General features: G+C 72.5%; 18 protein-coding genes. 9 read left to right on the top strand and 9 right to left on the bottom strand.

Annotated features, from left to right (window positions below):
• Nucleotides 1-49: 49 nt before the first annotated feature.
• Nucleotides 50-1,561, bottom strand: a complete 1,512-nt coding sequence (locus tag C1N81_RS38390) for a sugar ABC transporter ATP-binding protein (protein WP_394436006.1) — start codon at nucleotides 1,559-1,561, stop codon at nucleotides 50-52.
• A 266-nt stretch (nucleotides 1,562-1,827) separates the two neighbouring features.
• Here C1N81_RS38390 and rhaI point away from each other — a divergent pair, with 266 nt between their 5' ends.
• The 7 genes from rhaI to C1N81_RS38355 all read left to right on the top strand — a co-directional run bounded on the left by rhaI (nucleotide 1,828) and on the right by C1N81_RS38355 (nucleotide 11,272).
• Complete coding sequence (rhaI, locus tag C1N81_RS38385; RefSeq protein ID WP_394438517.1) at nucleotides 1,828-2,994, top strand: L-rhamnose isomerase; 1,167 nt, start codon at nucleotides 1,828-1,830, stop codon at nucleotides 2,992-2,994.
• Between the two features lie 81 nt (nucleotides 2,995-3,075).
• Complete coding sequence (locus C1N81_RS38380) at nucleotides 3,076-5,136, top strand: bifunctional aldolase/short-chain dehydrogenase (protein ID WP_394436005.1); 2,061 nt, start codon at nucleotides 3,076-3,078, stop codon at nucleotides 5,134-5,136.
• 407 nt (nucleotides 5,137-5,543) lie between these two features.
• Nucleotides 5,544-6,992, top strand: coding sequence for a rhamnulokinase (locus tag C1N81_RS38375; RefSeq protein WP_394436004.1), 1,449 nt, complete (start codon nucleotides 5,544-5,546; stop codon nucleotides 6,990-6,992).
• A 135-nt stretch (nucleotides 6,993-7,127) separates the two neighbouring features.
• A complete protein-coding gene (locus C1N81_RS38370; RefSeq protein WP_394436003.1) occupies nucleotides 7,128-7,901 on the top strand; it encodes a (Fe-S)-binding protein in 774 nt (257 codons plus the stop codon).
• Complete coding sequence (locus C1N81_RS38365; protein ID WP_394436002.1) at nucleotides 7,898-9,421, top strand: LutB/LldF family L-lactate oxidation iron-sulfur protein; 1,524 nt, start codon at nucleotides 7,898-7,900, stop codon at nucleotides 9,419-9,421. Before C1N81_RS38370 ends, C1N81_RS38365 begins: the two co-directional genes overlap by 4 nt.
• Before the next feature lie 5 nt (nucleotides 9,422-9,426).
• Nucleotides 9,427-10,086, top strand: coding sequence for a LutC/YkgG family protein (locus C1N81_RS38360; RefSeq protein ID WP_394438515.1), 660 nt, complete (start codon nucleotides 9,427-9,429; stop codon nucleotides 10,084-10,086).
• A 22-nt stretch (nucleotides 10,087-10,108) separates the two neighbouring features.
• A complete protein-coding gene (locus tag C1N81_RS38355; protein ID WP_394436001.1) occupies nucleotides 10,109-11,272 on the top strand; it encodes an ABC transporter ATP-binding protein in 1,164 nt (387 codons plus the stop codon).
• On the opposite strand, the gene C1N81_RS38350 is transcribed toward C1N81_RS38355, so the two are convergent.
• The 4 genes from C1N81_RS38350 to C1N81_RS38335 form a co-directional block, all read right to left on the bottom strand.
• Nucleotides 11,269-12,513, bottom strand: coding sequence for an NAD(P)/FAD-dependent oxidoreductase (locus C1N81_RS38350; protein ID WP_394436000.1), 1,245 nt, complete (start codon nucleotides 12,511-12,513; stop codon nucleotides 11,269-11,271). The genes C1N81_RS38355 and C1N81_RS38350 overlap by 4 nt on opposite strands.
• Nucleotides 12,514-12,592: 79 nt before the next feature.
• The gene (locus C1N81_RS38345; RefSeq protein WP_394435999.1) at nucleotides 12,593-13,543 is read right to left on the bottom strand and encodes an ABC transporter substrate-binding protein; all 951 of its coding nucleotides are present in this window, start codon (nucleotides 13,541-13,543) and stop codon (nucleotides 12,593-12,595) included.
• Nucleotides 13,540-14,214 carry an ABC transporter permease gene (locus tag C1N81_RS38340; protein WP_394435998.1) on the bottom strand — a complete coding sequence of 225 codons (675 nt, stop codon included), beginning with the start codon at nucleotides 14,212-14,214 and terminating at the stop codon, nucleotides 13,540-13,542. Before C1N81_RS38340 ends, C1N81_RS38345 begins: the two co-directional genes overlap by 4 nt.
• Nucleotides 14,211-14,894, bottom strand: a complete 684-nt coding sequence (locus tag C1N81_RS38335; RefSeq protein ID WP_394435997.1) for an ABC transporter permease — start codon at nucleotides 14,892-14,894, stop codon at nucleotides 14,211-14,213. Before C1N81_RS38335 ends, C1N81_RS38340 begins: the two co-directional genes overlap by 4 nt.
• A 298-nt stretch (nucleotides 14,895-15,192) precedes the next feature.
• Here C1N81_RS38335 and C1N81_RS38330 point away from each other — a divergent pair, with 298 nt between their 5' ends.
• The gene (locus C1N81_RS38330) at nucleotides 15,193-16,173 is read left to right on the top strand and encodes a glycoside hydrolase family 11 protein (RefSeq protein WP_394435996.1); all 981 of its coding nucleotides are present in this window, start codon (nucleotides 15,193-15,195) and stop codon (nucleotides 16,171-16,173) included.
• A gap of 35 nt (nucleotides 16,174-16,208) precedes the next feature.
• Nucleotides 16,209-17,180 (top strand): polysaccharide deacetylase family protein, encoded by a 972-nt coding sequence (locus tag C1N81_RS38325; RefSeq protein WP_394435995.1) that lies wholly within the window; start codon nucleotides 16,209-16,211, stop codon nucleotides 17,178-17,180.
• A 41-nt stretch (nucleotides 17,181-17,221) separates the two neighbouring features.
• On the opposite strand, the gene lysA is transcribed toward C1N81_RS38325, so the two are convergent.
• From lysA to C1N81_RS38305, 4 genes are all read right to left on the bottom strand, one after another.
• A complete protein-coding gene (gene lysA / locus C1N81_RS38320) occupies nucleotides 17,222-18,550 on the bottom strand; it encodes a diaminopimelate decarboxylase (RefSeq protein ID WP_394435994.1) in 1,329 nt (442 codons plus the stop codon).
• On the bottom strand, nucleotides 18,550-18,906 hold the full coding sequence (locus C1N81_RS38315; RefSeq protein ID WP_394435993.1) for an SAV_915 family protein: 357 nt from the start codon (nucleotides 18,904-18,906) through the stop codon (nucleotides 18,550-18,552). Before C1N81_RS38315 ends, lysA begins: the two co-directional genes overlap by 1 nt.
• Before the next feature lie 191 nt (nucleotides 18,907-19,097).
• Nucleotides 19,098-20,300, bottom strand: coding sequence for a cysteine desulfurase-like protein (locus tag C1N81_RS38310; protein WP_394435992.1), 1,203 nt, complete (start codon nucleotides 20,298-20,300; stop codon nucleotides 19,098-19,100).
• 70 nt (nucleotides 20,301-20,370) lie between these two features.
• Entirely contained in the window at nucleotides 20,371-24,258 is a 3,888-nt protein-coding gene (locus C1N81_RS38305) for a glycoside hydrolase family 2 TIM barrel-domain containing protein (RefSeq protein WP_394435991.1), read from the bottom strand.
• Nucleotides 24,259-24,290: the final 32 nt, after the last annotated feature.

The following is a 24,290-nucleotide window of genomic DNA, read 5'->3' as shown; positions in this document are numbered from 1 at the left end:
CGCGCGCCCGCGCACGAACGGTCAAGGCCCGACGGCGCATGGGCGGACATCAGGCAGCCCTCCCCGTGGCCGCGGCCATCACGGACTCCTCGTCCGCCTCGGCCCGGGAGAGTTCCGCGGTCAGGCGGCCCTCATGCATGACAAGCACCCGGTCGGCCATCCCGAGGATCTCCGGAAGGTCGGAGGAGATCATCAGGACGGCAACCCCTTCGGCGGCCAGCGACGACAGCAGCCGGTGCACCTCCGCCTTCGTGCCGACGTCGATGCCGCGGGTCGGCTCGTCGACGATGAGGACCTGCGGCCCGGTGGCGAGCCACTTGGCGAGGACGACCTTCTGCTGGTTGCCGCCGGACAGCGTGCCGACGACGTCCGCGAGGCGCGCGTACTTGACCTGGAGCCTGACCGACCAGTCGAGCGAACGGCTGCGCTCGGCCTTGCGGTTCATGAGCCCGGCGCGGCTGGTGTCGGCGAAGCCGGTCAGCCCGATGTTGCGCTCGATGGACATGTCCATCACCAGGCCCTGGGCGCGCCGGTCCTCGGGGACGAGGGCGAGTCCCGCGCGCATGGCGAGGCTGGGGGCGCCCGGCTTGAGCCGCTGCCCGAGCACCTCCACGGCGCCGCCGTCGAACCGGTCGACGCCGAAGACGGCGCGGGCGACCTCGCTGCGCCCGGCGCCGACGAGACCGGCGAGGCCGACGATCTCGCCGCGCCGCACCTCGAAGGAGACGTCGGTGAAGACGCCTTCGCGGGTCAGGCGGCGCACACTGAGCGCCACGTCGCCGGTCTCGGTGTCCTGCTTGGGGTACAGCTCGTCGAGGTCGCGGCCGACCATCCGGCGCACGAGGTCGTCCTCGGTGAGTCCGTCGAGGGGTTCGCTGACCACCCAGGCGCCGTCGCGCAGCGTCGTGACGCGCTGGCAGAGTCCGAAGATCTCCTCTAGGCGGTGCGAGATGAACAGGACGGCGGCGCCCTGTTCGCGCAGGGTGCGGACGACGCCGAAGAGGCGGGCGACCTCGCTGCCGGTGAGCGCGGCGGTCGGCTCGTCCATGATCAGGACGCGGGCGTCGAAGGAGAGCGCCTTGGCGATCTCGACGAGCTGCTGGTCGGCGATGGACAGGCCGCGCGCGGGCTGGTCCGGGTCGAGCGCCACCCCGAGCCGCGCGAACAGGTCGGCCGTGGCCCGCTTGACGGCGCGGTGGTCGACGCGGCCGAGCGAGCGGCGCGGCTGGCGCCCCATGAAGATGTTCTCGGCGATCGACAGGTCGGGGAAGAGCGTCGGCTCCTGGTAGATGACGGCGACCCCGGCGTCCCGGGCGTCGGCGGGGCCGTGGAACTCCACCGGGGCGCCGTCGAGCAGGACCGTCCCGGTGTCCGGCCTGTGCACCCCGGCGAGGGTCTTGATCAGGGTCGACTTGCCCGCGCCGTTCTCGCCGGCGAGGGCGTGCGCCTCTCCGGCGTACAGGCGCAGGCCGACGCCGCGCAGGGCGCGCACCGCGCCGAAGGACTTGCTCACCCCCTCCAGCGCGAGCACCGGAGTCGTCTCCGGTTCAGGATGCGTCATTGCATGTCTCCGTGGGTGACGCCGGACGGATGGATCCCCGGCGGTGAAATGTTTCAGTGAAGTTGCCCGGAAGCTAGCCCTGCCCCTCAGGGGAGGTCAAGAGGCGAGCACCGGAAGAACGAGAAAAACCGGCTGCAGCGCGATACACGTCGGTGAACAGCACAATCGCGCGCCGCACTCGGCCTGGTGCCCGACCCCTTGACGCGCCCTGCACCCAGGGTTAACTTCCCAGCGAAGTGAATCGATTCACGATTTCAGAGGTGAACATGCCTGACATCGCCGCCGTGAAGGCCGCACTCGCCAGCCAGCGGATCGAGACGCCGTCCTGGGGCTACGGCAACTCCGGCACCCGGTTCAAGGTGTTCGCCCAGGCCGGTGTGCCCCGCACCCCGTGGGAGAAGCTCGACGACGCGGCGAAGGTGCACGAGTTCACCGGTATCGCGCCCAAGGTGGCGCTGCACATCCCCTGGGACACGGTCGACGACTACGCGGCGCTCGCCGCCTATGCCAAGGGGCGCGGCGTCGAGATCGGCACCATCAACTCCAACACCTTCCAGGACGACGCCTACAAGCTCGGCAGCGTCTGCCACCCCGACCCGGTGGTACGCCGCAAGGCCGTCGGCCACCTCCTGGACTGCGTCGACATCATGGACGCCACCGGCTCCAAGGACCTGAAGCTATGGCTCGCCGACGGCACCAACTACCCCGGCCAGGACGACATCGTGGCCCGCCAGGACCGCCTCGCGGAGTCCCTGGCGACGGTCTACGAGCGGCTCGGCGACGACCAGCGCCTGCTCCTCGAGTACAAGCTCTTCGAGCCCGCCTTCTACACGACGGACGTGCCGGACTGGGGCACCTCGTACGTGCAGTGCCTGAAGCTGGGCGAGCGCGCCCAGGTCGTCGTCGACACCGGCCACCACGCGCCCGGCACCAACATCGAGTTCATCGTGGCGCTGCTGCTGCGCGAGGGGCGGCTCGGCGGCTTCGACTTCAACTCCCGCTTCTACGCCGACGACGACCTGATGGTCGGCTCCGCCGACCCCTTCCAGCTCTTCCGCATCCTGCACGAGGTCGCGAAGAACGGCGGCTTCGACGCGGAGACGAACGTCGCGTTCATGCTCGACCAGTGCCACAACATCGAGGCGAAGATCCCCGCGGTCATCCGCTCCGTCCTCAACGTCCAGGAGGCGACGGCCAAGGCGCTCCTCGTCGACCGCGACGCCCTGACCGCCGCCCAGCGCGCGGGCGACGTCCTCACCGCCAACGCGGTCCTCATGGACGCCTACAACACCGATGTCCGCCCGCTGCTCCGCGAACTCCGCGAGGAGCGGGGACTGCACCCGGACCCGGTCGCCGCGTACCACGCCAGCGGCTGGCAGGAGCGGATCGTGGCCGAGCGGGTGGGAGGCGAGCAGGCGGGCTGGGGCGCCTGACCGCACGCCCGACCCGCCCGCTCCCGGCGATGTGACCGCCCTCCGCCCTCCCTTCTCCCCCTCCCTACCGAAGGAACCCGCATGTCCTCCGCCACCCCTGCCCCCGACGTTCCCCGGGAAGTCGCCGCGCTCCTGGCGCGCTCGAACCGGCTCGGCGCCGACCCCCGCAACACCAACTACGCCGGCGGCAACACCTCCGCCAAGGGCACCGCCACCGACCCGGTCACCGGTACGGGTGTCGAGCTGCTCTGGGTCAAGGGCTCCGGCGGCGACCTGGGCACCCTCACCGCGTCCGGCCTCGCCGCGCTGCGCCTGGACCGCCTTCGCGCGCTCACCGAGGTGTACCCGGGCGTGGAGCGCGAGGACGAGATGGTCGCCGCGTTCGACTACTGCCTGCACGGCAAGGGCGGCGCCGCGCCGTCCATCGACACCGCGATGCACGGCCTGGTGGACGCCGCCCACGTCGACCACCTCCACCCCGACTCGGGCATCGCCCTCGCCTGCGCCGCCGACGGCGAGAAACTCACCGCCGAGTGCTTCGGCGAGAAGGTCGCGTGGGTGCCGTGGCGCCGCCCCGGCTTCCAGCTCGGCCTGGACATCGCCGCGCTGAAGGCCGCCCACCCCGAGGCGGTCGGCTGCGTCCTCGGCGGCCACGGGATCACGGCGTGGGGCGACACGGCCGAGGAGTGCGAGGCGAACTCCCTCTTCATCATCCGCACGGCGGAGACGTTCCTGGCGGAGCGCGGCAAGCCGGAGCCGTTCGGCCCGAGGCTGGAGGGGTACGAGGCGCTGGGCACGGCGGAGCGCCGGGCCCGCGCGGCCGAACTGGCGCCTCACATCAGGGGGTTGGCGTCGCTGGACCGCCCCCAGGTGGGCCACTTCGACGACTCCGACACGGTTCTCGACTTCCTGGCGAGCACCGAGCACCCGCGCCTGGCGGCGCTCGGCACGTCCTGCCCGGACCACTTCCTGCGTACGAAGGTGCGCCCGCTCGTCCTGGACCTGCCGCCGACGGCGGACCTGGACACGGCGCTCGCGCGCCTGCGGGAACTGCACGCCGAGTACCGCGCGGAGTACGCCGCCTACTACGCGCGCCACGCCACCGCGGACTCCCCCGCGATGCGCGGCGCCGACCCGGCGATCGTGCTCGTGCCCGGCGTCGGCATGTTCAGCTTCGGCAAGGACAAGCAGACGGCGCGCGTGGCGGGCGAGTTCTACCTCAACGCGATCAACGTGATGCGGGGCGCCGAGGCGGTCTCCGCCTACACGCCCATCGAGGAGTCCGAGAAGTTCCGCATCGAGTACTGGGCGCTGGAGGAGGCCAAACTCCAGCGGATGCCGAAGCCTAAGCCGCTGGCCACGCGGGTGGCGCTGGTGACGGGTGCGGGCAGCGGCATCGGCAAGGCCATCGCGCACCGGCTCGTCGCCGAGGGCGCGTGCGTGGTCGTGGCCGACCTGAACGCGGAGGGCGCGGCGGCCGTCGCGGAGGAGCTGGGCGGCCCGGACAAGGCGGTCGCGGTCGAGGTGGACGTCACGTCGGAGGAGCAGATCGCGGCCGCGTTCCGGGCCGCGGCCCTGGCCTTCGGCGGCGTCGACCTGGTGGTGAACAACGCCGGGATCTCCATCTCCAAGCCGCTCCTGGAGACGACGGCCAAGGACTGGGACCTCCAGCACGCCATCATGGCCCGAGGCTCGTTCCTCGTGTCGCGCGAGGCGGCCCGCGTCATGCGGCAGCAGTCCATGGGCGGCGACATCGTCTACATCGCCTCGAAGAACGCGGTGTTCGCGGGCCCGAACAACGTCGCCTACTCGGCCACGAAGGCGGACCAGGCACATCAAGTGCGCCTGCTGGCAGCCGAGTTGGGGGCGGACGGCATCCGGGTGAACGGCGTCAACCCCGACGGCGTCGTCCGCGGCTCCGGCATCTTCGCGGGCGGCTGGGGTGCGCAGCGCGCGGCGACGTACGGCATCGAGGAGGAGAAGCTGGGCGAGTTCTACGCCCAGCGCACCCTTCTCAAGCGCGAGGTCCTCCCCGAACACGTGGCGAACGCGGTCCACGCCCTGACAGCCGGCGACCTGACCCACACGACGGGCCTGCACATCCCGGTGGACGCGGGGGTGGCGGCAGCGTTCCTGAGGTGAGCGAGCGAGGAAGGGACCACCCCCGAAACCGGCGCCCCACCAGGGGCGCGGGGAGGCGCGACCAGCCACAACGCACCCGCACGTCGACCACCACGCCAGGGGCGCGGGGAACGGCGCGAGCAACCACGACCCACGGGCACCCGCCCCCGAATCGCCAACGCACAACGGCGCTATCAGGGGCGCGGGGAACGGCGCGACCAGCCACGACCCACCCGCACGTCCACCACCGCACCCCATACGCCCCGCCAGGGGCGCGGGGAACGGCGCGAGCAACCACGACGCACGGGCACCCGCCCCGAATCGCCAACGCACAACGGCGCTATAGGGGCGCGGGGAACTGCGCGACCAGCCACGACCCACCCGCACCCGCGATCGACACATCACCCGCAACGGCGCGAAGGCGACCCATGCCCACCACCCCCTACGCCGCGATAGACCTGGGCGCATCGAGCGGCCGGGTCATCACCGCCCAGGTCACCAGAGACACCCTCACCCTGGAAGAAGCCCACCGCTTCCCGAACACCCCGACCCGCACCCACGAGTCCCTGCACTGGAACATCCTCGGCCTCTACGAGGGCATCCTGGAAGGACTCCGCAAAACGGGGGACCCGATCCGCTCCCTGGGCATCGACAGCTGGGCCGTCGACTACGGCCTCCTGGACGCGACCGGCGCCCTCCTGGGCAACCCGCACCACTACAGAGATCCCCGCACGAACACCGTCGCCGAGCACGTGTGGACCCGCATACACCCCGCGGAGCTGTACGCCGAGACGGGCCTCCAGCACGCCCCGTTCAACACCCTGTACCAGCTGGCGGCGGCCCGGGACACCCCCCAACTGGCGGCAGCGCGAACGCTGTTGCTGATCCCGGACCTCCTCACGTACTGGCTGACAGGAGAGCGCGGCACCGAGCTGACGAACGCCTCGACCACCCAGCTCATCGACCCGCGCACCCGCGACTGGGCGCACGGCGTAGCCGCCCGCACCGGCACGGACCTGACGCTTTTCCCCCCGCTGCGCAACCCGGGCGACTCCGCCGGGAACCTGCTCCCGCACGTCCTGGAGGAGACGGGCCTGACGGGCCCCGTCCCGGTGGTGACCGTCGCGTCGCACGACACGGCGTCGGCCGTGGCCGCGGTACCGGCGGCCGAGGGCACGCACTTCGCCTACATCTGTACCGGCACCTGGTCCTTGGCGGGCCTCGAACTGGATACCCCCGTCCTGACCGAGGAGAGCCGCGCGGCGAACTTCACCAATGAGCTGGGCATCGACGGCACGGTCCGCTACCTGCGCAACATCATGGGCCTGTGGCTGCTGCAAGAATGCCAACGCGCTTGGGGCGACCCGGACCTGTCCGCCCTCCTCGACGGAGCGGCGCAGGCCCCCGCTCTGCGCTCGGTCATCGACGCGGGCGACCCGGCCTTCCTGCCCCCCGGCGCCATGCCGGCCCGGATCGCCGCCGCCTGCCGCACCACGGGCCAGCCCGAACCCCGTAGCCGCGCGGAGACGACCCGCTGCATCCTCGACTCGCTCGCTCTCGCGCACCGCAGGGCGCTCGCGGAGGCGGCGCGGCTCGCCGACCGCCCGGTGGACGTGGTGCACATCGTCGGCGGCGGCGCCCGCAACGCGCTGCTGTGCCAGCTGACCGCGGACGCCTGCGGCCTGCCGGTGGTGGCGGGCCCGGCGGAGGCGGCGGCGCTCGGCAATGTCCTGGTGCAGGCGCGCGCGGACGGCGTGCTCGGCGACCGGGCGGCGGCCCGCGCGCTCGTGGCCGCCACCCAGCCGCTGACCCGCTACACCCCGCGCGGATCGACCGCTGAGTGGACCGCGGCTGAGGCCCGTGTCGCCGCCCCCTGACCGGGTACGGCTCACGACGTACGCTGCACCCGTCCGATGACCGACCGGCCGACCCGCCGGCCCCCGGCCTTCCGACCCGAACGACCCGACCCAACCGACCCAACCGACCCAACCGAACGAACCGAAGGGGCCACGATGCGTGTCGCGCTCTTCCTGACCTGTGTCAACGACACGCTCTACCCCGACACGGGCCGTGCCGTGGTGAAGTTGCTGACCAGGCTGGGCGTGGAGGTGGACTTCCCGGCGGCCCAGACGTGTTGCGGCCAGGCCCACTACAACACCGGCTATCGCCACGAGGCCGAACCGCTCGCCCGCCACTACTCCGATGTCTTCGGCCCCGGGATCGGTTCGGGCGCGTACGACGCGATCGTCACGCCGTCCGGTTCGTGCGCGGCGATGGTGCGCGAGCTGTATCCGCGCATGGGTGAGCGGGCCCGCGCCGAGGGCCGCGGCGACGGCCTCGCCACGACGCTCGCCCCGGTCGTCCCGAAGACGTACGAGCTGACGGAGTTCCTGGTCGACGTGTTGAAGGTGACGGACGTCGGCGCGTACTACCCGCACAAGGTGACCTACCACCCGACCTGCCACGGCCTGCGCTCCCTCGGCCTCGGCGACCGCCCCACCCGGCTCCTCGGCGCGGTCAGGGGCCTGGAGCTGGTCGAGCTGCCGGGCGCGCAGGAGTGTTGCGGCTTCGGCGGCACGTTCGCCGTGAAGAACGCCGACGTGTCGGCGGCTATGGGCGCCGACAAGGTCCGCAACGCGGAGTCGACGGGCGCGGACGTGCTCTGCGCCGCCGACAACTCCTGCCTGATGCACATCGGCGGCACGATGAGCCGCCTGCGCACGGAGCTGCGGCCGGTCCACATCGCGGAGATCCTGGCGAGCACGGAAGAGGAGCCCCTGGCATGAGCGGCACGACCGGCACGCGCGGTACGAGCGGCACGACCGGCACGAGCGGCACCTTCGTAGGGATGCCCGCCTTCCCGAAGGCCGCGCACGACGCCGTACGGAACACGACCCTGCGCGCCAACCTACGGCACGCCACCCACACCATCCGCGACAAGCGCGCCCGCGCCGTCGCCGAGCTGGACGACTGGGCGCGGCTGCGCGAGGCGGGCAAGCAGATCAAGGACCACACGCTCCGCCACCTCGACCACTACCTGGTCCAGCTGGAGGAGGCGGTGACGGCGGCGGGCGGCACCGTGCACTGGGCCGCCGACGCCGACGAGGCCAACCGGATCGTGACCCGGCTCGTCAAGGAGACGGGCGAGTCGGAGGTCGTGAAGGTCAAGTCGATGGCGACGCAGGAGATCGGCCTCAACGAAGCGCTCGAGGAAGCCGGGATCGCCGCGTACGAGACCGACCTCGCCGAACTCATCGTGCAGCTCGGCAAGGACCGCCCTTCGCACATCCTCGTCCCCGCCATCCACCGCAACCGCGGCGAGATCCGCGCCATCTTCGAGAAGGAGATGGGCGCGTGGGGCCGCCCGGCCCCCGAAGGGCTCACGGACACCCCCGCCGAACTCGCCGAGGCCGCCCGCCTCCACCTGCGCGAGAAGTTCCTGCGCGCCAAGGTCGGGATCTCGGGGGCGAACTTCATGGTCGCCGAGACCGGCACCCTCGTCGTCGTCGAGTCCGAGGGCAACGGCCGGATGTGCCTGACGCTGCCCGAGACGCTGATCTCGGTCGTCGGCATCGAGAAGATCGTGCCGAGCTGGCAGGACCTGGAGGTGTTCCTCCAGACGCTGCCGCGCTCCTCGACGGCCGAGCGGATGAACCCGTACACCTCGACCTGGACCGGCACCACCGACTCCGACGGTCCGCGCACCTTCCACCTCGTGCTCCTCGACAACGGCCGCACCGACACCCTCGCCGACGAGGTGGGCCGCCAGGCGCTGCGCTGCATCCGCTGCTCGGCCTGTCTGAACGTCTGCCCGGTGTACGAGCGGGCCGGCGGTCACGCCTACGGCTCCGTCTATCCGGGCCCGATCGGCGCCATCCTCAGCCCCCAACTCCGGGGCACGGCGAGCGAGATCGACGCCTCGCTCCCCTACGCGTCCTCGCTGTGCGGCGCCTGCTACGAGGTGTGCCCCGTCGCCATCGACATCCCCGAGGTCCTCGTGCACTTGCGGGAACGGGTCGTGCAGGGCGGCGACGCGGTCCGGCGCGGCGCGAAAGTGACCCTGAAACCGGCCAAGGGGCACGCGGCGGAGCGCGCCGCGATGCGCGCGGCCCGCTGGGCGTTCACCCACCCGGCGGCGCTCGGCACCGGCCAGCGCCTGGCCTCGCGCACCCGCCGCTTCCATCCGCGTACGGTGCCGGGTCCTGGCCGGGCGTGGACGGCGACCCGCGATCTGCCGAAGGTGCCCGCGGAACCGTTCCGCGACTGGTGGCAGCGGACGAACGGCGGAAAGGACGGCTCCAAGTGACCGGGATGACCGGCGTGAGCGGCAGGGACGTGATCCTGGGCCGGGTGCGGCGCGCGCTCGGCGACGGGCGGGGCGGGGCCCCGGCGTCGTACGCCACGGACATCGAGCGGGACTATCTGCGCGAGCACGGGCGGCGGAATGTCGCCGGGACGGTCGACCTGCTCGCCGAGAACCTGGCGGACTACCGGGCGCTGGTGCACCGGTGCCGGGCCGGGGAGCTGGCGGCGACCGTGGCCCGGCTGCTCTCCGAGCACGGCTCGCGCTCGGTGGTGACACCGGCCGGGCTCCCGGACGCCTGGCTGTCCGGCGCCGACGCCACCCGGGTGATCGACGCGGCCGCGAACACCCCCGCCGAACTCGACGGAGTCGACAGCGTCGTCACCGCCTGCGCGGTCGCCGTCGCCGAGACCGGGACGCTCGTCCTCGACGGCTCGCCCGACCAGGGCAGGCGCCGCATCACCCTCGTGCCCGACCACCACATCTGCGTGGTGCGCGTGCCCGAGCAGGTCGTGTCGTCCGTTCCGCAGGCCCTCGGACGGCTCGATCCGCGCCGTCCGCTCACCTGGATCTCGGGCCCGTCCGCCACCAGCGACATCGAACTCGACCGGGTCGAGGGGGTGCACGGTCCGCGCACCCTGGAGGTGGTTCTGGTGAGCGCGGAGTGACCCGCGCGGTTACGTTGAGTCCATGATCCGGTTCGATCAGGTCACCAAGCGGTACGCGGACGGCACGACGGCGGTGGACGGCCTCTCCTTCGAGGTCGCCGAGGGCGAACTGGTCACGCTCGTCGGCCCGTCCGGCTGCGGCAAGACCACGACGATGATGATGGTCAACCGGCTCATCGAGCCGACGTCGGGCCGCATCTACGTCGACGGCGAGGACATCTCCGCGCTCGACCCGGTGAAGCTGCGCCGCCGCATCGGCTACGTCATCCAGCAGGTCGGCCTCTTCCCGCACCGCACGGTGCTCGACAACACGGCGACCGTGCCCGCGCTGATCGGCTGGAAGAAGGCGAAGGCGCGGGCGCGCGCCGCCGAGCTGCTCGATCTGGTGGGCCTGGACCCGAAGACGTTCGGGGACCGCTATCCGGAGCAGCTCTCCGGCGGGCAGCGTCAGCGGGTGGGTGTCGCGCGGGCGCTGGCCGCCGATCCCCCGGTGCTCCTGATGGACGAGCCGTTCGGCGCGGTCGACCCGGTGGTGCGCGAGCAGTTGCAGGAGGAGTTCCTGCGGATGCAGGCGGCGGTGCGCAAGACGGTGCTGCTCGTCACGCACGACATCGAGGAGGCGGTCCGGCTCGGCGACCGGATCGCGGTGTACGGGCAGGGCCGCATCGAGCAGTACGACACGCCGGGCGCGGTGCTGGGCACGCCCGCGACGCCGTACGTCGCCGAGTTCGTCGGCGCGGACCGTGGCCTGAAGCGGCTGTCGGTCACCGCGATCGAGCCGGACGACCTGGAGCAGCCGGCCGTGGTCCGCCTCGACGCGTCCGCCGCGCAGGCTGCGGCCTTGATGCGCGCGGAGGGGGCGCGCTGGGCGGTGGTCCTGGACGAGAGCGGTGATCTGCACGGCTGGATCGGCGTCGACGAGGCGGCCCTGGCGGGCCCGGACGGCCGGGTCGGCGATCTCGCGCACCGGATGAACGCCTGGGTCCCGGTCGGCGCCCCGCTCAAGCAGGCGTTCGGGGTGATGCTCCAGCACGACGCGGGCTGGGTCGCGGTCCTCGACGGCGCCCGCTTCCTCGGCGTCCTCACCCCGGCCAAGCTCCACGAGGCGCTGCGCCGCTCGGTCGACGCGGACGCGCAGGGTGTGAGCCGCGACGAGGTGGAGTTCGACTCGGTCTCCGACGCCTAGCGCGTCTTTCGAAGGTCCCGCCGGTCCTCTTGGCGCCGCCCGTTCATGACGCGCAGGTTGTCGTCCTGTACGGAGTCGGGAACGGCCCGGTCGGGGCGGTACGGGGCGAGTTCCGCGGCGGGGCGGCCGGTGACGATCTCGCGCGCGGCGAGCCGGCCGAGGACCGGGGCCAGCGTCACCGCGCTGTGCGAGACGAGGTGGTAGAGGCCGGGCGCCGACGCGACCGCGCCGGCCAGCGGCAGCCCGTCGGCCGGGATGGGCCGTACGCCGATCCTGGCGTCCGCGATCCCGGTGCGGGCGAGACCCGGCAGGACGGTTCGGGCGCGCCGGTGCAGTTCCCGGGGCAGCCCGTCGAGAGCGGCCGGTCCGCGCGGGTCGGCCGTGGCGTCGAGGCGTGCGTCGATCTCCCAGGACAGGGCGAGGACGCCGCCCTCCGGTGTGGGCCGCAGATCGACGCCCGGGGCGACGACGATCGCGGCGAGCGGCGGTCCGGGCAGCGGCGCGCTCTCGGCGAGGAGCCCCGGCACCTGGCGCAGGGGCAGCCGTACTCCGGCGAGTGCGGCGATCCGGTCGGCCGCGGGGCCCGCGCAGTTCACGACGGTGTCGGCGCGCCAGGAGCGGGGGCCGGCCGTGACCCCGGTGACCCGCCCGTCGCCGGCCCGGACGAGTCCGGTGACGGCGACCCCGTAGTGCGTCTCGGCGCCGTCCTGCACGGCGGCGTCGAGGAGGGCGCGCACGAAGCGCGGCGCGTCGTACCAGGCGGTGCCGTCGTACACCGCGATCTCGTCGGCGGCGCAGGCCGCGGGGTCGACGGCGGGCGCGAGGTCGCGGAGCGCGGACGCCGGGGCGAGGCGGCAGTCGTGGCCCCAGCCCCGGGCGCGCAGGACGCGTTCACGCAGCGCCCGGTGGGCCGCGTCGCCCTCGGCCCACTGCACGACGGGCGCGGGGTGGAGCCAGGCGGGCCCTTCGAGCGTCGCGGAGAGCAGGCGGTGCTCCTCGGCGCCCTGCCGGTTGAGCCGGTAGTAGGCGTACGGGGTCTTCAGATGGGTGACGTCCGCGGAGAACGTGGCGCCGGAGGTCCCGGACGCGGGCCGCCCGGCCTCGTCCAGGACGACGACCCGGGCGCCCTGCCGGGCGAGGTGGTGGGCGACGCACGCGCCGAGCACACCCGCGCCGATGACGATTACCGCATGGGCGGGCGGGTTCGCGGGCACCAGGGTGTCGAAGGCGTTCGGTTCCATGGCCGGTCCTGTTCGGTGGGTCCGCCGCAAGCGCTCCACTTTCCCGCTCTCCGGCCCCGGCACACCCTCCTGTACCGGCCTACTTCAGCAGCCCCTTGTCGCGCAGGTAGGTGCGGGCGACGTCCTCGGGAAGCCGCCGCCAGCTGTCGACCTGCTGGTTCATGGCGGCCAGATCCGCGGTGGTGAGGACGGGGTTGAGCGCCCCGAGCGCCCCCGCGACCTTCTCGCTGCCCGCCTGCGACCTGTTCACGACGGGCACGATGTAGTCGGCGTTCTGGAGCTTCTTGTCGTCGGTGAGCAGGACGAGCCCGAACGCGGCGAGCGTGGCGTCGGTGGTCGTCGTCAGCACCATCTGGTCCTGCCCGTTCTGCACGGCCTTCTTGGACTGGGTGGTGCCGACGCCCTTCGGGTCGACGCCGGTGACGTCGATCCCGTAGACCTTCTTCAGGCCGGGTGCGCAGTACGGGCGTTGCACGCATTCGTCCCCGGCGGCCAGCCGTACCTTCTGGCCGGAGGCGCCGAGGTCGCTGAGGGTCTTCAGCCGGTGTGCGGCGGCGTAGGAGCGGGTGACGGCGAAGGCGTTCTGGTCGACGGCCTTGCCGGGGTCGAGGACGACGAGGCCTCGCGGCCGGGCGAGCGTGCGCAGCGCCTTCACGGTGGCGTCGAGGTCGGGCGAGCCGACGGGGTCGGCGTCGGCGCCGTGGGTCTTGGCGCCCAGCCAGTCGGCGAACGTGGCGGCGTACTCGGGGACGACGTCGATCTGGCCCGATTCCAGGGCGGGTTCGTACAGCTCGCGGTTGGCGACGGAGAGGATCTCGGTCCCGTACCCGGCGTCCTTGAGCAGCAGTGAGTACATGGTCGCGAGCAGGTCGCTCTCGGTGAACCCGGCGGACCCGATGACGAGGTGCTTGCTGTCGCCGGGCGGCGCGGTCACCTCGCCCCGGTTCTCCAGGGACGGCCCGGTGGCGCACCCGGTGAGGAGGAGCGCGGCCCCGAGGAGCGCCGCGCGTCGGCGGACGGGGGCGCTCATCCGGCGCTCCCCCGCGCCCAGGACGGGGCGCACCGTTCGGCGATCTCGAAGAGCCCTTCGACGACGAGCGCGAAGACGGCGACGAGCACGGCGCCCGCGACGACCTGCGGGGTGCTGGCGAGGTTGAACCCGGCGGTGATGATCCGCCCGAGCCCGCCGCCGCCCGCGAGCGCGGCGATGGTGGCGGTGGCGACGAGCTGCACGGCGGCGATCCGCACCCCGTTGAAGATCATCGGCAGCGCGAGCGGCGCCTCCACCTTCAGGAGCATCTGCCGTCCGGTCATGCCCATTCCGCGCGCGGCCCGCACGGTCTCCCGGTCGACGCCGCGCATCCCGACGTACGCGTTGGTGAGCAGCGGCGGCACGGCGAACAGGACGAGGGCGACGACGGTGGGCCCTTCCCCGTACTGCCCGAGCGGGGTGAGGAGCAGCAGGACGAGGACGGCGAAGGTGGGGACGGCCCGGCCGACGTTGGAGAGGTTGACGGCGAGCGCGCCGCCCTTGCCGAGGTGGCCGAGGACGAGGGCGATCGGCAGGGCGATCAGACAGCTGATGACGAGGCAGACGAGGGTGAGGACGAGGTGCTGGGTGAGCCGGTGCCAGATGCCGTCGTCGCCGGACCAGTGCGCGGAGTCGGCGAGCCAGTTCCAGGCGTCGGTCAGGGTCTTCACGCGCGGCTCGCTCTCGTCCAGGGGGTGAGCAGGCGCCCCACGCCCAGGAGCACCAGGTCGGCGACGACCGCGATGACGACACACAGGACGGACGCGGTCAGGACTTGCGCCTTGAAATACGTGTTCATACCCGCGTAGATCAGGTTGCCGAGACCGCCGTGGCCGACGATGGCGCCGATGGTCACCAGGGAGACGGCGGAGACGGTCGCGATGCGCAGCCCCGCCATGGCGGCGGGCAGGGCGAGGGGCAGTTCGACGGTGAGCAGCAGCCGGACCGGGCCGTAGCCCATGCCGCGCGCGGCCTGCCGGGTCTCCTCGGGCACGGCGCGCAGCCCGGCGAGGATGTTCCGGACGAGCAGGGTGAGCGAGTACAGCACGAGCCCGGCGGTGACGAGCGTGGCGGAGAGCCCGTAGGCGGGCAGCAGCAGCGAGAACATGGCGAGCGACGGGATCGTGTAGAGCACGGTGGTCAGGGCGAGCACGGGACCTGCCGCCCATCCCCACCGCCGGGCGACGACGGCCAGTGGTACGGCGACGACGAGGGCGATCGCCACGGCGATCACGGTGATCTGCAGATGCTGCACGACGGCGTCGAACAGGATGTGCCGGCGCGTGCTCAGGTAGGCGCCGCAGATCCAGTCGTTGCGTGCGAGGCAGTCGTCCGGCGGCGTGGTGGGCACGCGTCCATTTCAGCGGCGGGGGCGGCGGAGGGCGCGCCGGGTGATCCGTTCGGGCGAGCCCGGCCGCCTTCACGAAGGACCGAAAGACAGCGAAACTTCGCCGAAACTTTCGAAGCGGAAGAACACCGCAGGCCCTCGCCTTGAGCGCGGATCACGCGCGCGAAACGCGTTCCGTGCGCTGGTCGCTCGTTAAATCCTTGTTTCGCAATCCTTACCGAAACTCTTGACAGTTGGCAGGGCCAGATCAAAGCTGTCGCCGTCACGAGCAAGAGCACGAGGCAGAAGAGGAGGCACGCACATGAACGACACCCCCGCGCACCGGTTCAGGCTGCTCATCAGCACTGTCTGCGCCGCGCTGCTGGTCGCCGTCGCCGCGCTGGCCCTGCCCGGCACCGCGCGCGCCGACACGACCGTCACCACGAACCAGACCGGCACGAACAACGGGTACTACTACTCGTTCTGGACCGACGCCCCCGGCACGGTCTCCATGAACCTGGGCTCCGGCGGCAACTACAGCACCTCATGGAGGAACACCGGGAACTTCGTCGCGGGCAAGGGCTGGGCCAACGGCGGGCGCAGGAGCGTGACGTACTCGGGGAGCTTCAACCCGTCCGGCAACGCCTACCTGGCGCTGTACGGCTGGACGTCGAACCCGCTCGTCGAGTACTACATCGTCGACAACTGGGGCACCTACCGGCCCACGGGCACGTACAAGGGCACCGTCACCACCGACGGCGGCACGTACGACATCTACAAGACGACGCGGTACAACGCGCCGTCCGTCGAGGGCACCAAGACCTTCGACCAGTACTGGAGCGTCCGGCAGTCCAAGCGGACGGGCGGCACCATCACCACCGGGAACCACTTCGACGCGTGGGCCCGCGCGGGCATGCCCCTCGGCAGCTTCAACTACTACATGATCATGGCGACCGAGGGCTACCAGAGCAGCGGCAGCTCCAACATCACGGTCGGCGGGACCGGTTCGGGCGGCGGGGGCGGAGGCGGCGGAGGCGGCTCGTGCAACGCCACCCTCTCCGCCGGCCAGTCGTGGAGCGACCGCTACAACCTCGACGTCGCGGTCAGCGGCTCCAGCGACTGGACCGTCACCATGAACGTCCCCTCCCCCGCGAAGATCCTCTCCACCTGGAACATCGCCGCGAGCTACCCCAACGCCCAGACGCTGACCGCGAAACCCAACGGCAGCGGCAACAACTTCGGGGTCACCATCCAGCACAACGGCAACACCACCTGGCCGACCGTCTCCTGCAGCGCGAGCTGACCCCCGTCCCCTCGATGGCGAAGGAGCACACCCCCATGCGCGCACGTTCCCTGCTCGCGAGAACGGCCGTCGTCGCCATGGCCGCCGCCGGCACGCTCGCCGTCCACCCCGCCGCGCCCGCGCAGGCCGCCGCCTGCACCGGTTACGTCGGGCTCACCTTCGACGACGGCCCGTCCGGCACCACCCCGGCCCTGCTCAACGCGCTGAAGCAGAACGGGCTGCGGGCCACGATGTTCAACGAGGGCCAGTACGCCGCCGCCAACCCGGCCCAGGTGCGGGCGCAGGTCAGCGCCGGAATGTGGGTCGGCAACCACAGTTACACGCACCCGCACCTGACCACGCTCGGGCAGGCGCAGATCGACTCGGAGATCTCCCGCACCCAGCAGGCCATCGCCAACGCCGGTGGCGGCACACCGAAGCTGTTCCGGCCGCCGTACGGCGAGACCAACGCGACGGTGCGCGCGGTCGAGGCCAAGTACGGCCTGAAGGAGATCATCTGGGACGTCGACTCGCAGGACTGGAACAACGCGAGTACCGACGCGATCGTCGCGGCCGCGGGCCGGCTCACCAACGGCCAGGTCATCCTCATGCACGACTGGCCCGCCAACACGCTCGCCGCGATCCCGCGGATCGCGCAGGGCCTCGCCGCGCGCGGCCTGTGCGCCGGCATGATCTCGCCGACCACCGGCCGCGCGGTGGCCCCCGACGGCGGATCGGACGGGGGCGGCGGCGGTGGGGGCGGCTCGTGCACGGCCACCCTCTCCGCCGGACAGTCATGGAGCGACCGCTACAACCTCAACGTCGCGGTCAGCGGCTCCAGCGACTGGACCGTCACCATGAACGTCCCCTCCCCCGCCAAGATCCTCTCCACCTGGAACATCACCGCCTCGTATCCCAACTCCCAGACCCTGACCGCGAAACCCAACGGCAACGGCAACAGCTTCGGCGTCACCATCCAGCACAACGGCAACACCACCTGGCCCACCGTCTCCTGCAGCGCGAGCTGAGCCCGGCCGCGAGCTGAGCCGGGGCGCGGCCGCGGCGCGGGCTACAGGCCCACGTCGCGGCCGCGCAGGTCCGCCAGGGACTCGCGGCGGACCAGGAGACGGGCCCGCCCGTCGCGGACGGCGACCACCGGCGGGCGGCCCACCATGTTGTAGCCGGAGGCCATCGACAGGTGGTAGGCGCCCGCGACGGGGACGGCGAGCAGGTCGCCCGCCCGTACGCCGGCGGGCAGTTCGACGTCCGCGGCGACCACGTCCCCCGCCTCGCAGTGCCGTCCCACGACCGTGACCCGGGCCTTGTCCGCTCCCGGGGCACGGCCGACGAGCCGGGGCGCGTAGCGCACCCCGTACAGCGCGGGCCTCGGGTTGTCGCTCATACCGCCGTCGACGGCGACGAAGGTGTGCCCGCCCGTGTGCTTGACGGCGACGACGCGGTACAGCGCGATCCCGGCGGGCCCGGCGATGGCCCGGCCCGGCTCGATGATCAGGCGCGGTACGGGGAGGCCCGCGGCGCCGCACGCCGCCTTCAGCTCGGCGCGGACGGTGCGCGCGAGCCGTGCGAGGTCCATGGCGGGCTCACCGGGACGGTAGGCGATGCCATGACCGCCGCCGAGGTCCAACTCCCGCAGCGTGACGCCGTGTTGGGCGCGCAGCCGGGCCATGAGGCCCACCATGCGGCGCACGGCGCTCACGTACGGCTTGACGTCCGTGATCTGCGAGCCGAGGTGGCAGTGGAGGCCCGTCAGGTCGAGCCGGGGCTGGTCGAGGATGCGGGCGATGGCGTGCTGCGCGTAGCCGTCGGAGAGGGACAGGCCGAACTTCTGGTCCTCGGTGCCGGTACGGATCTTCTCGTGGCCGCCGGCGCCGACGCCGGGCACGATCCGCACCATGACCTTCTGGCGGCGGTCGGGGCCGACGGCCGCGGCGATGCGGGCGATCTCGGAGGGGCTGTCGATGACGACGCGGCCGACGCCGTGTTCCAGCGCCGCGTTCAGATCGTGCGGGGTCTTGACGTTGCCGTGCAGGACGATGCGCCCGGCGGGGAATCCGGCGGCAAGCGCCAGTTCCAGTTCTCCGGCGGAGCAGACGTCGAGGCCGAGCCCCTCCTCCGCCGCCCAGTGGACCATGGCCCGGCACAGGAACGCCTTGGCGGCGTAGTGGATCTCCGCCTCGGGGAAGGCGTCCCGGTAGGCGCGGCAGCGGCGCCGGACCTCGTCCTCGTCGAGCACGTAGACGGGGGTGCAGTACCGGTCCGCGACATCGGCGAGGGCGACCCCGCCGACGGTCACGTCACCGGGGCGGGGCTCGGCGGCGGACGCCGGCCACACCGACGACCCGGCCGCCCGGAGCGGGGTTTCGCGAAGAGTCGTCATCACGCCACCGACCTGGCACGGCAGATCCGGTACGAGAGCGCCGACGTACGGGCCGCCGCCGGGGCCGGGGCGGTGAGCTGCGGGTCCACGGTGACGGTGGCCACGCCGAGCGGCCCGGTCAGGGCGCGCAGGGCGGGTTCGGCGAGCCGGATCCACGGCTGGCCGGGGCCGAGCGTCGCGGCGAGCGTCCGCTCGGAGGTGAAGCCGACCGCCGTGCGGCCACCGAGCGGGTCGCGGAAGAGGCGGGCGGCGTATCCGAAGGGGCCCGGCCGGACGGGGACGTACAACGGTCCGGCCGGAACCCGTCCGAGGGGTTCGGGGTCCTCGTCGCCCTCGTCGCACGGGAGTGGTGCCATGGGTTGCCTCCTACGGGATCCGAGCCGGTCCGGCGATGTCCGGGGCCCGGCCGCAGGACGTGCGGCCGGGCCCTCGCCGAGGACGCTATGCCCGCCCGCCCCGGTCCCCCGAGCGGTCCTGACGCGACGCTGACGCGCGGCGCGGCGGCCCTGACGCGTTCGTGACGCGCGGGCGCGCGGGACCGGCCCCGTCAGCCGAGCAGCCGCAGCGCCGCGAGCAGCCGGTCCACGTCCTCCTCGCTGGTGTAGGGGGCGAAGCCGACGCGGACACCGCCCTCGGCGCCCAGGCCCAGGTCCTCCGCGGCGTGCACGGCGTAGAAGGAGCCGGCGGGGGCGTCGACGCCGTGCGCGGCGAGGTGGCGGGCGACGTCGGCGGGGCGGTGGCCGTCCACCGTGAACAGCACGATCGGGGTCGATCCCGCGGGGCGGCCGTGGACGGTGATGCCCGCCAGCTCGGCGAGCCCGTCCGCAAGGCGCTTCGACAGCGCGTGTTCGTGCTGCTCAAGCGCCGCGAACGAGGCGACGAGCCGCTCGCGGCGGCTCCGGCCGCGCGCGTCCGGGTCGAGGTCCGCGAGGAAGTCCACGGCGGCGTGCGCCCCGGCCAGCAGCTCGTAGGGCAGGGTGCCGAGTTCGAAGCGCTCGGGCACCTGGTCGCTGGACGGGAGCAGCTTGTCCGGGCGCAGGGACTCCAGGAGTGCGGCCCGGCCGGTCAGGACGCCCAGGTGCGGGCCGAGGAACTTGTACGGCGAGCAGACGAGCGTGTCGGCGCCCATGGCCGCCACGTCCACGAGGGCGTGCGAGGCGTAGCCGACGGCGTCGACGTGGAACAGGGCGCCCGCCTCGTGCGCGAGCGCCGCGAGGGCGGGCAGGTCGGGGCGGGCCCCGGTGAGGTTGGAGGCGGCGGTGACGGCGACGAGCCGGGTCCGCCCGGACAGCCGCTCCGCGAGGTGCTCGGGGCGCAGCGCGCTCGTCGCCGGGTCGAAGTCGGCCCACTTCACGACCGCGCCGACCGCTTCGGCGGCCTGCACCCAGGGCCGGATGTTGGAGTCGTGGTCGAGCCGGGTCACCACGACCTCGTCGCCCGGCCGCCAGGTCTTGGCGAGGGTCCGGGCCAGGTCGTAGGTGAGCTGTGTGGCGCTGCGGCCGAAGACGACGGTGCCGGGCGCGGTGCCGAGCAGGTCGCCGAGGGCCGCGCGCGCCCCGGCCACGATGCGCTCGGCGTTGTGCTCGCCCTCCGTGGTGCTGCCACGGTTGGCCGTGGGTCCGGTCAGTGCCGCCACGACGGCGTCGATGACGGGCTGCGGCGCCTGTGTGCCGCCCGGCGCGTCGAACCGGGCGGAGCCGGAGGCCAGCGCGGGGATCTGGGCGCGGATCGCGGCTATGTCGAAGGACATGCGTCAACTCCAGGGGGTGGCGGGTACGCCGTACGGCTGCGGCGTACCCCGAGTCTCCCTCACACCCCGGCTACCGCGTCCCGGTGGGCCGCCGCGCCGCCCGCTGCGCCTCGGCGACGTCCGTGATCGGTCGCATCCGGTAGGTGTACGCGTAGTCCCGGTCGGCGAACAGCTTGTACGCGTCGTGGGTGTGCGCGCCCCAGCTGTTGTCGCCGCCGACCCCCATCTGCCGGTGGTTGACGCGCAGGACGACCTCCTCGCGCGGGGTGAGCTGGTAGTCGTGGCGGACGCCGACGGACAGGTCCTCCGGGGTGAAGTGGGAGGCGTTGACCTCGAGGAGCCCGTCGCCCCACACGAGCAGGCCGTGGCCGCGCCGGTCGGTGAGCGCCGCCCAGCGCACGTCCGTCTTGTTGCCGTTCTCCTGCGGCCGGATGTACGGGGTCCACTGGTCGCGCACGGTGGAGGAATAGCGGCCCACGTCGGTGCCGTCCTTGCGGTCCCAGTGGTTCTCTTCGGGGCCGCGGCCGTAGTGGTGCAGGCGGTCGAGGGCGGCGGGCAGGTGCAGGATGGTGCCGACCTCGGGCAGGTAGGGGAGGTTCGCGGCGCCCGGGTGCAGGGTGTTCTCGACCTTGATCTCGCCGTTGCCGAAGACGGTGTAGGTGGTGCTGTACGCCGACGCCGTGGTCGTCGGCAGCGTGCCCTTGACGGTGATGACGACCGCCCGGCCGTCGAGCGGGCGCGCCGTCACCTCCTCGACCTCGCGCCGGGCGCCCGCGTCGCGCCAGGTCTGGTTGCGGGTGTGCTGGCCGTTGCCGTGGTCGTTGTCGGTGGGGGCGCGCCAGAAGTTCGGGATGGCGCCGGTGACGAGCAGCTTCGTGCCGCCCGCCTCGAACGTGGTGATGAGCCCGGTCGCCTTGTCGACGACGACCTTGAGGCCCTTGCGGCCCGTGACGGTGATCTCCGAGGCGCCGTCGTCGTACGACAGCTGCGGCACGCCGGACAGCGGGACGGGCACGACCTCCGGGCTGCCCGCGTCCAGCGGCAGTTGCACGCGGGCCACCTCGAACCCCTCGTCCGCCCACGGGGTGCGCTCCTTGGTCGTGAAGGAGAGCTGGAGGAAGTACTCGGCGCCGGGCTCCGGATGTGCGGGAAGGCGCACCGGGACGGTGATGGCCTTGCTGCTCAGCGGGGCCACGTCGAGCTGCGCCCGGCTCAGTGCGCCGCGCTGGATCACCTGTCCGTCGCAGGCCAGCTCCCAGTTGCCGTGCCAGGCACGGAGGTTGGTGAACAAGTTCTCGTTGTGCAGGGTGACGGCGCCGGCCGCGCCGCCGGCCCGGAGGGTCGCGCCGATCGTCTGGTAGATCCGTTTGACCTCGGCGGCCTTTCCGGTGTGGCCGCGGTCGGGCAGGACGATGCCGTCGCCGCTGAAGGCGCCGTCGTTGGGGTTGTCGCCCCAGTCGCCGCCGTACGCGGGGAACGTCTTGTCCCGCGGCTTCTCCGTCTTGTGGCCCGCGGTGCGGGCGTCGAACCAGAAGCGGACCCCTTCGCCGTCCGGGGTGCGCCCGTCGTCGGCGAGTTCGGCGGCGGACAGCGCGCGGGCGTAGACCCGGGCCCGGCGGACCGTGCCGCTGAGTTCGCGCGTGGGGTTCTCGACCTCTCCGGCCAGGGACAGGGGCGCGGTGGAGCCGGACGGCTTGCGCGTGGTGGTCCTCGTCGCCCTCGCCACGCCGTCCGCGTACAGGGTGAGCGTGCCCTTGTCCGCGTCGAAGACGCCCGCGACATGGTGTTCGACGCCCGTCCAGCCGTCGTCGGGCGTGGTCCAGGACGCCGCGATCCACTGGCCGTCGGCGTAGAGGAAGAACTCGAGGGTCTTCCCGGACTGCTTGAGCGCGTAGTGGGTGTCGCCCTTGGCCAGGATCGGTTGGTCGTAGCCGCGCACGTGCGGCGTCGTCCACGCTTCGAGGGTCAGGGAGCCGCGGAGGTCGAGGCGGTCGTCGCGGGCGAAGACGGTCGCGCCGGAGACACCCTTGTCGCGGCTGAACGAGCCCGACGGGTTGACGATCTGGCCCGTGAGGCGGGCGGGCCCCTCCTCGGTGAGCAGGGTGCGCGCCGGGGCCGGCCAGGTCAGGGCCTGGTCGACGAAGTCCCAGATCCAGCCGCCCTGGAGGACGTCGTGGCGGCGTACGACGTCCCAGTACTCCTTGAAGTTGCCGGTCGAGTTCCCCATCGAGTGCGCGTACTCGACCATCACGTACGGGCGGGTGTCGGAGGTGTCCTTCGCGCGGGCCTCCACCTGGCTCGGCGACTCGTACATCTTGGAGCGGATGTCGCTGACGCCCGGCCGGTCGTCGCCCTCGTAGTGGATGACGCGGGTCGGGTCGTAGCCGTGGATCCAGTCGTGCATGGCCTTGAAGGCGGAGCCGCCGCCCGCCTCGTTGCCGAGCGACCAGATGACGGCGGAGGCGTGGTTCTTGTCGCGGTGCACCATGTTCTGCGCGCGGGCCACGCACACGGTGGTCCAGTCGGCGCGGTCGCCCGGATAGGAGCCGTTGATGCCGTGCGTCTCCAGGTTGGTCTCGCCGACGAGGTAGAGGCCGTACTCGTCGGCGAGTTCGAGCCAGAGCGGGTTGTTGGGGTAGTGCGAGGTGCGCACGGAGTTGATGTTCAGCTGCTTGATGATGCGGATGTCGCGGACCATGTCGGCGCGGCTGAGGGCGGAGCCGCGGTCCGGGTGCATCTCGTGGCGGTTGGTGCCGCGCAGCGAGACGGGCTGTCCGTTGATCCGCATGAGGCCGTCCTTCAGCGCGAACTCGCGCAGGCCGACGCGGTGCGACAGCGTCTCGACGACCTTCCCGCGCGGGTCGCGCAGGCGCAGGACGGCGGTGTAGAGGTAGGGGTCCTCGGCGGACCACAGGCGGGGCGACGGCACGGACTTCGCGCCCTCGACGGTGACTTCCGCCGCGTCGAGTGCGGCGGAGCCGGTCAGCGGCCGGGCCCAGACGGCGTGCCCGTCGGCGTCGTAGAGCTGGGTCTCGACCGTGTACGCCGCCCCGTCGGCGTCGCCCGCGTAGTCCCGCACGTGGGCCGTGACCGACAGCTCCGCCGACGTGTAGCCGTCGCCGAGCGGGGTCTCGATCTTGAAGTCCCTGAGGTGGACCGTGGGCGTCGAGTACAGGTACACGGACCGGAAGATGCCGCTGAGCCGGATCATGTCCTGGTCCTGGAGCCAGTCGCCGTCCGAGTAGCGGTAGACCTCGACGGCGACGTGGTTGGTGCCGTCCCGCAGATACGGCGTGACGTCGTACTCGGCGGGCGTGTACGAGTCCTCGTGGTATCCGGCGAGCTGCCCGTTCACCCACACGTAGTGCGCGGCCTTGACGCCCTCGAAGTGCAGGAAGGTCCGCCGCTCCCGCCAGCCCCCCGGCACGGTGAACGTGCGCCGGTACTGGCCCACCGGGTTGTACCGGGTCGGCGCGGCGGGCGGCTGGGCCTCCTCACCGAGCCCGTTGGCGCCCCACCACGGGTAGGTGATGTTGACGTAGATGGGGTAGTCGTGGCCGTGCAGCTGCCAGGCCGCCGGGACCGGGATGGTCTCCCAGCCGGAGTCGTCGAGGTCGGTGCGGTAGAAGTCGTCGAGCTTGTCGGCGGGCCGCTCCACGTACGCGAACTTCCAGTCCCCGTCGAGGCTCTGCCGGTACGGGGATCTCGTCCGGTCCCCGGTGAGCGCCTGCCGGACGCTTTCGTACGGCATGAGTGTGGTGTGGGCGGGCTCGGTGCCGAGGCGGAAGAGGTCGATGTGCCCGTTCCACTCGTCGCCGCCCGCGGTGACGACGCCTCCCCCCGCGCCGAACGCCCGCGCGCCGGGCAGCACTTGGGGGAGCGCGAGCGCGCCGAGCACGGCCGCCCCCGCTTCGAGGAGACGACGGCGGCTTACGTACATGCGGGACGGGTGCGGCATGGCTGTGCCCTTCCGGCCGGGAGCTCGTGCGG

It is taken from the genome of Streptomyces sp. SGAir0957, from assembly GCF_043523415.1.
The sequence above is the reverse complement of the archived record's forward strand: the minus strand, read 5'-3'. Positions and strand labels throughout refer to the sequence as shown.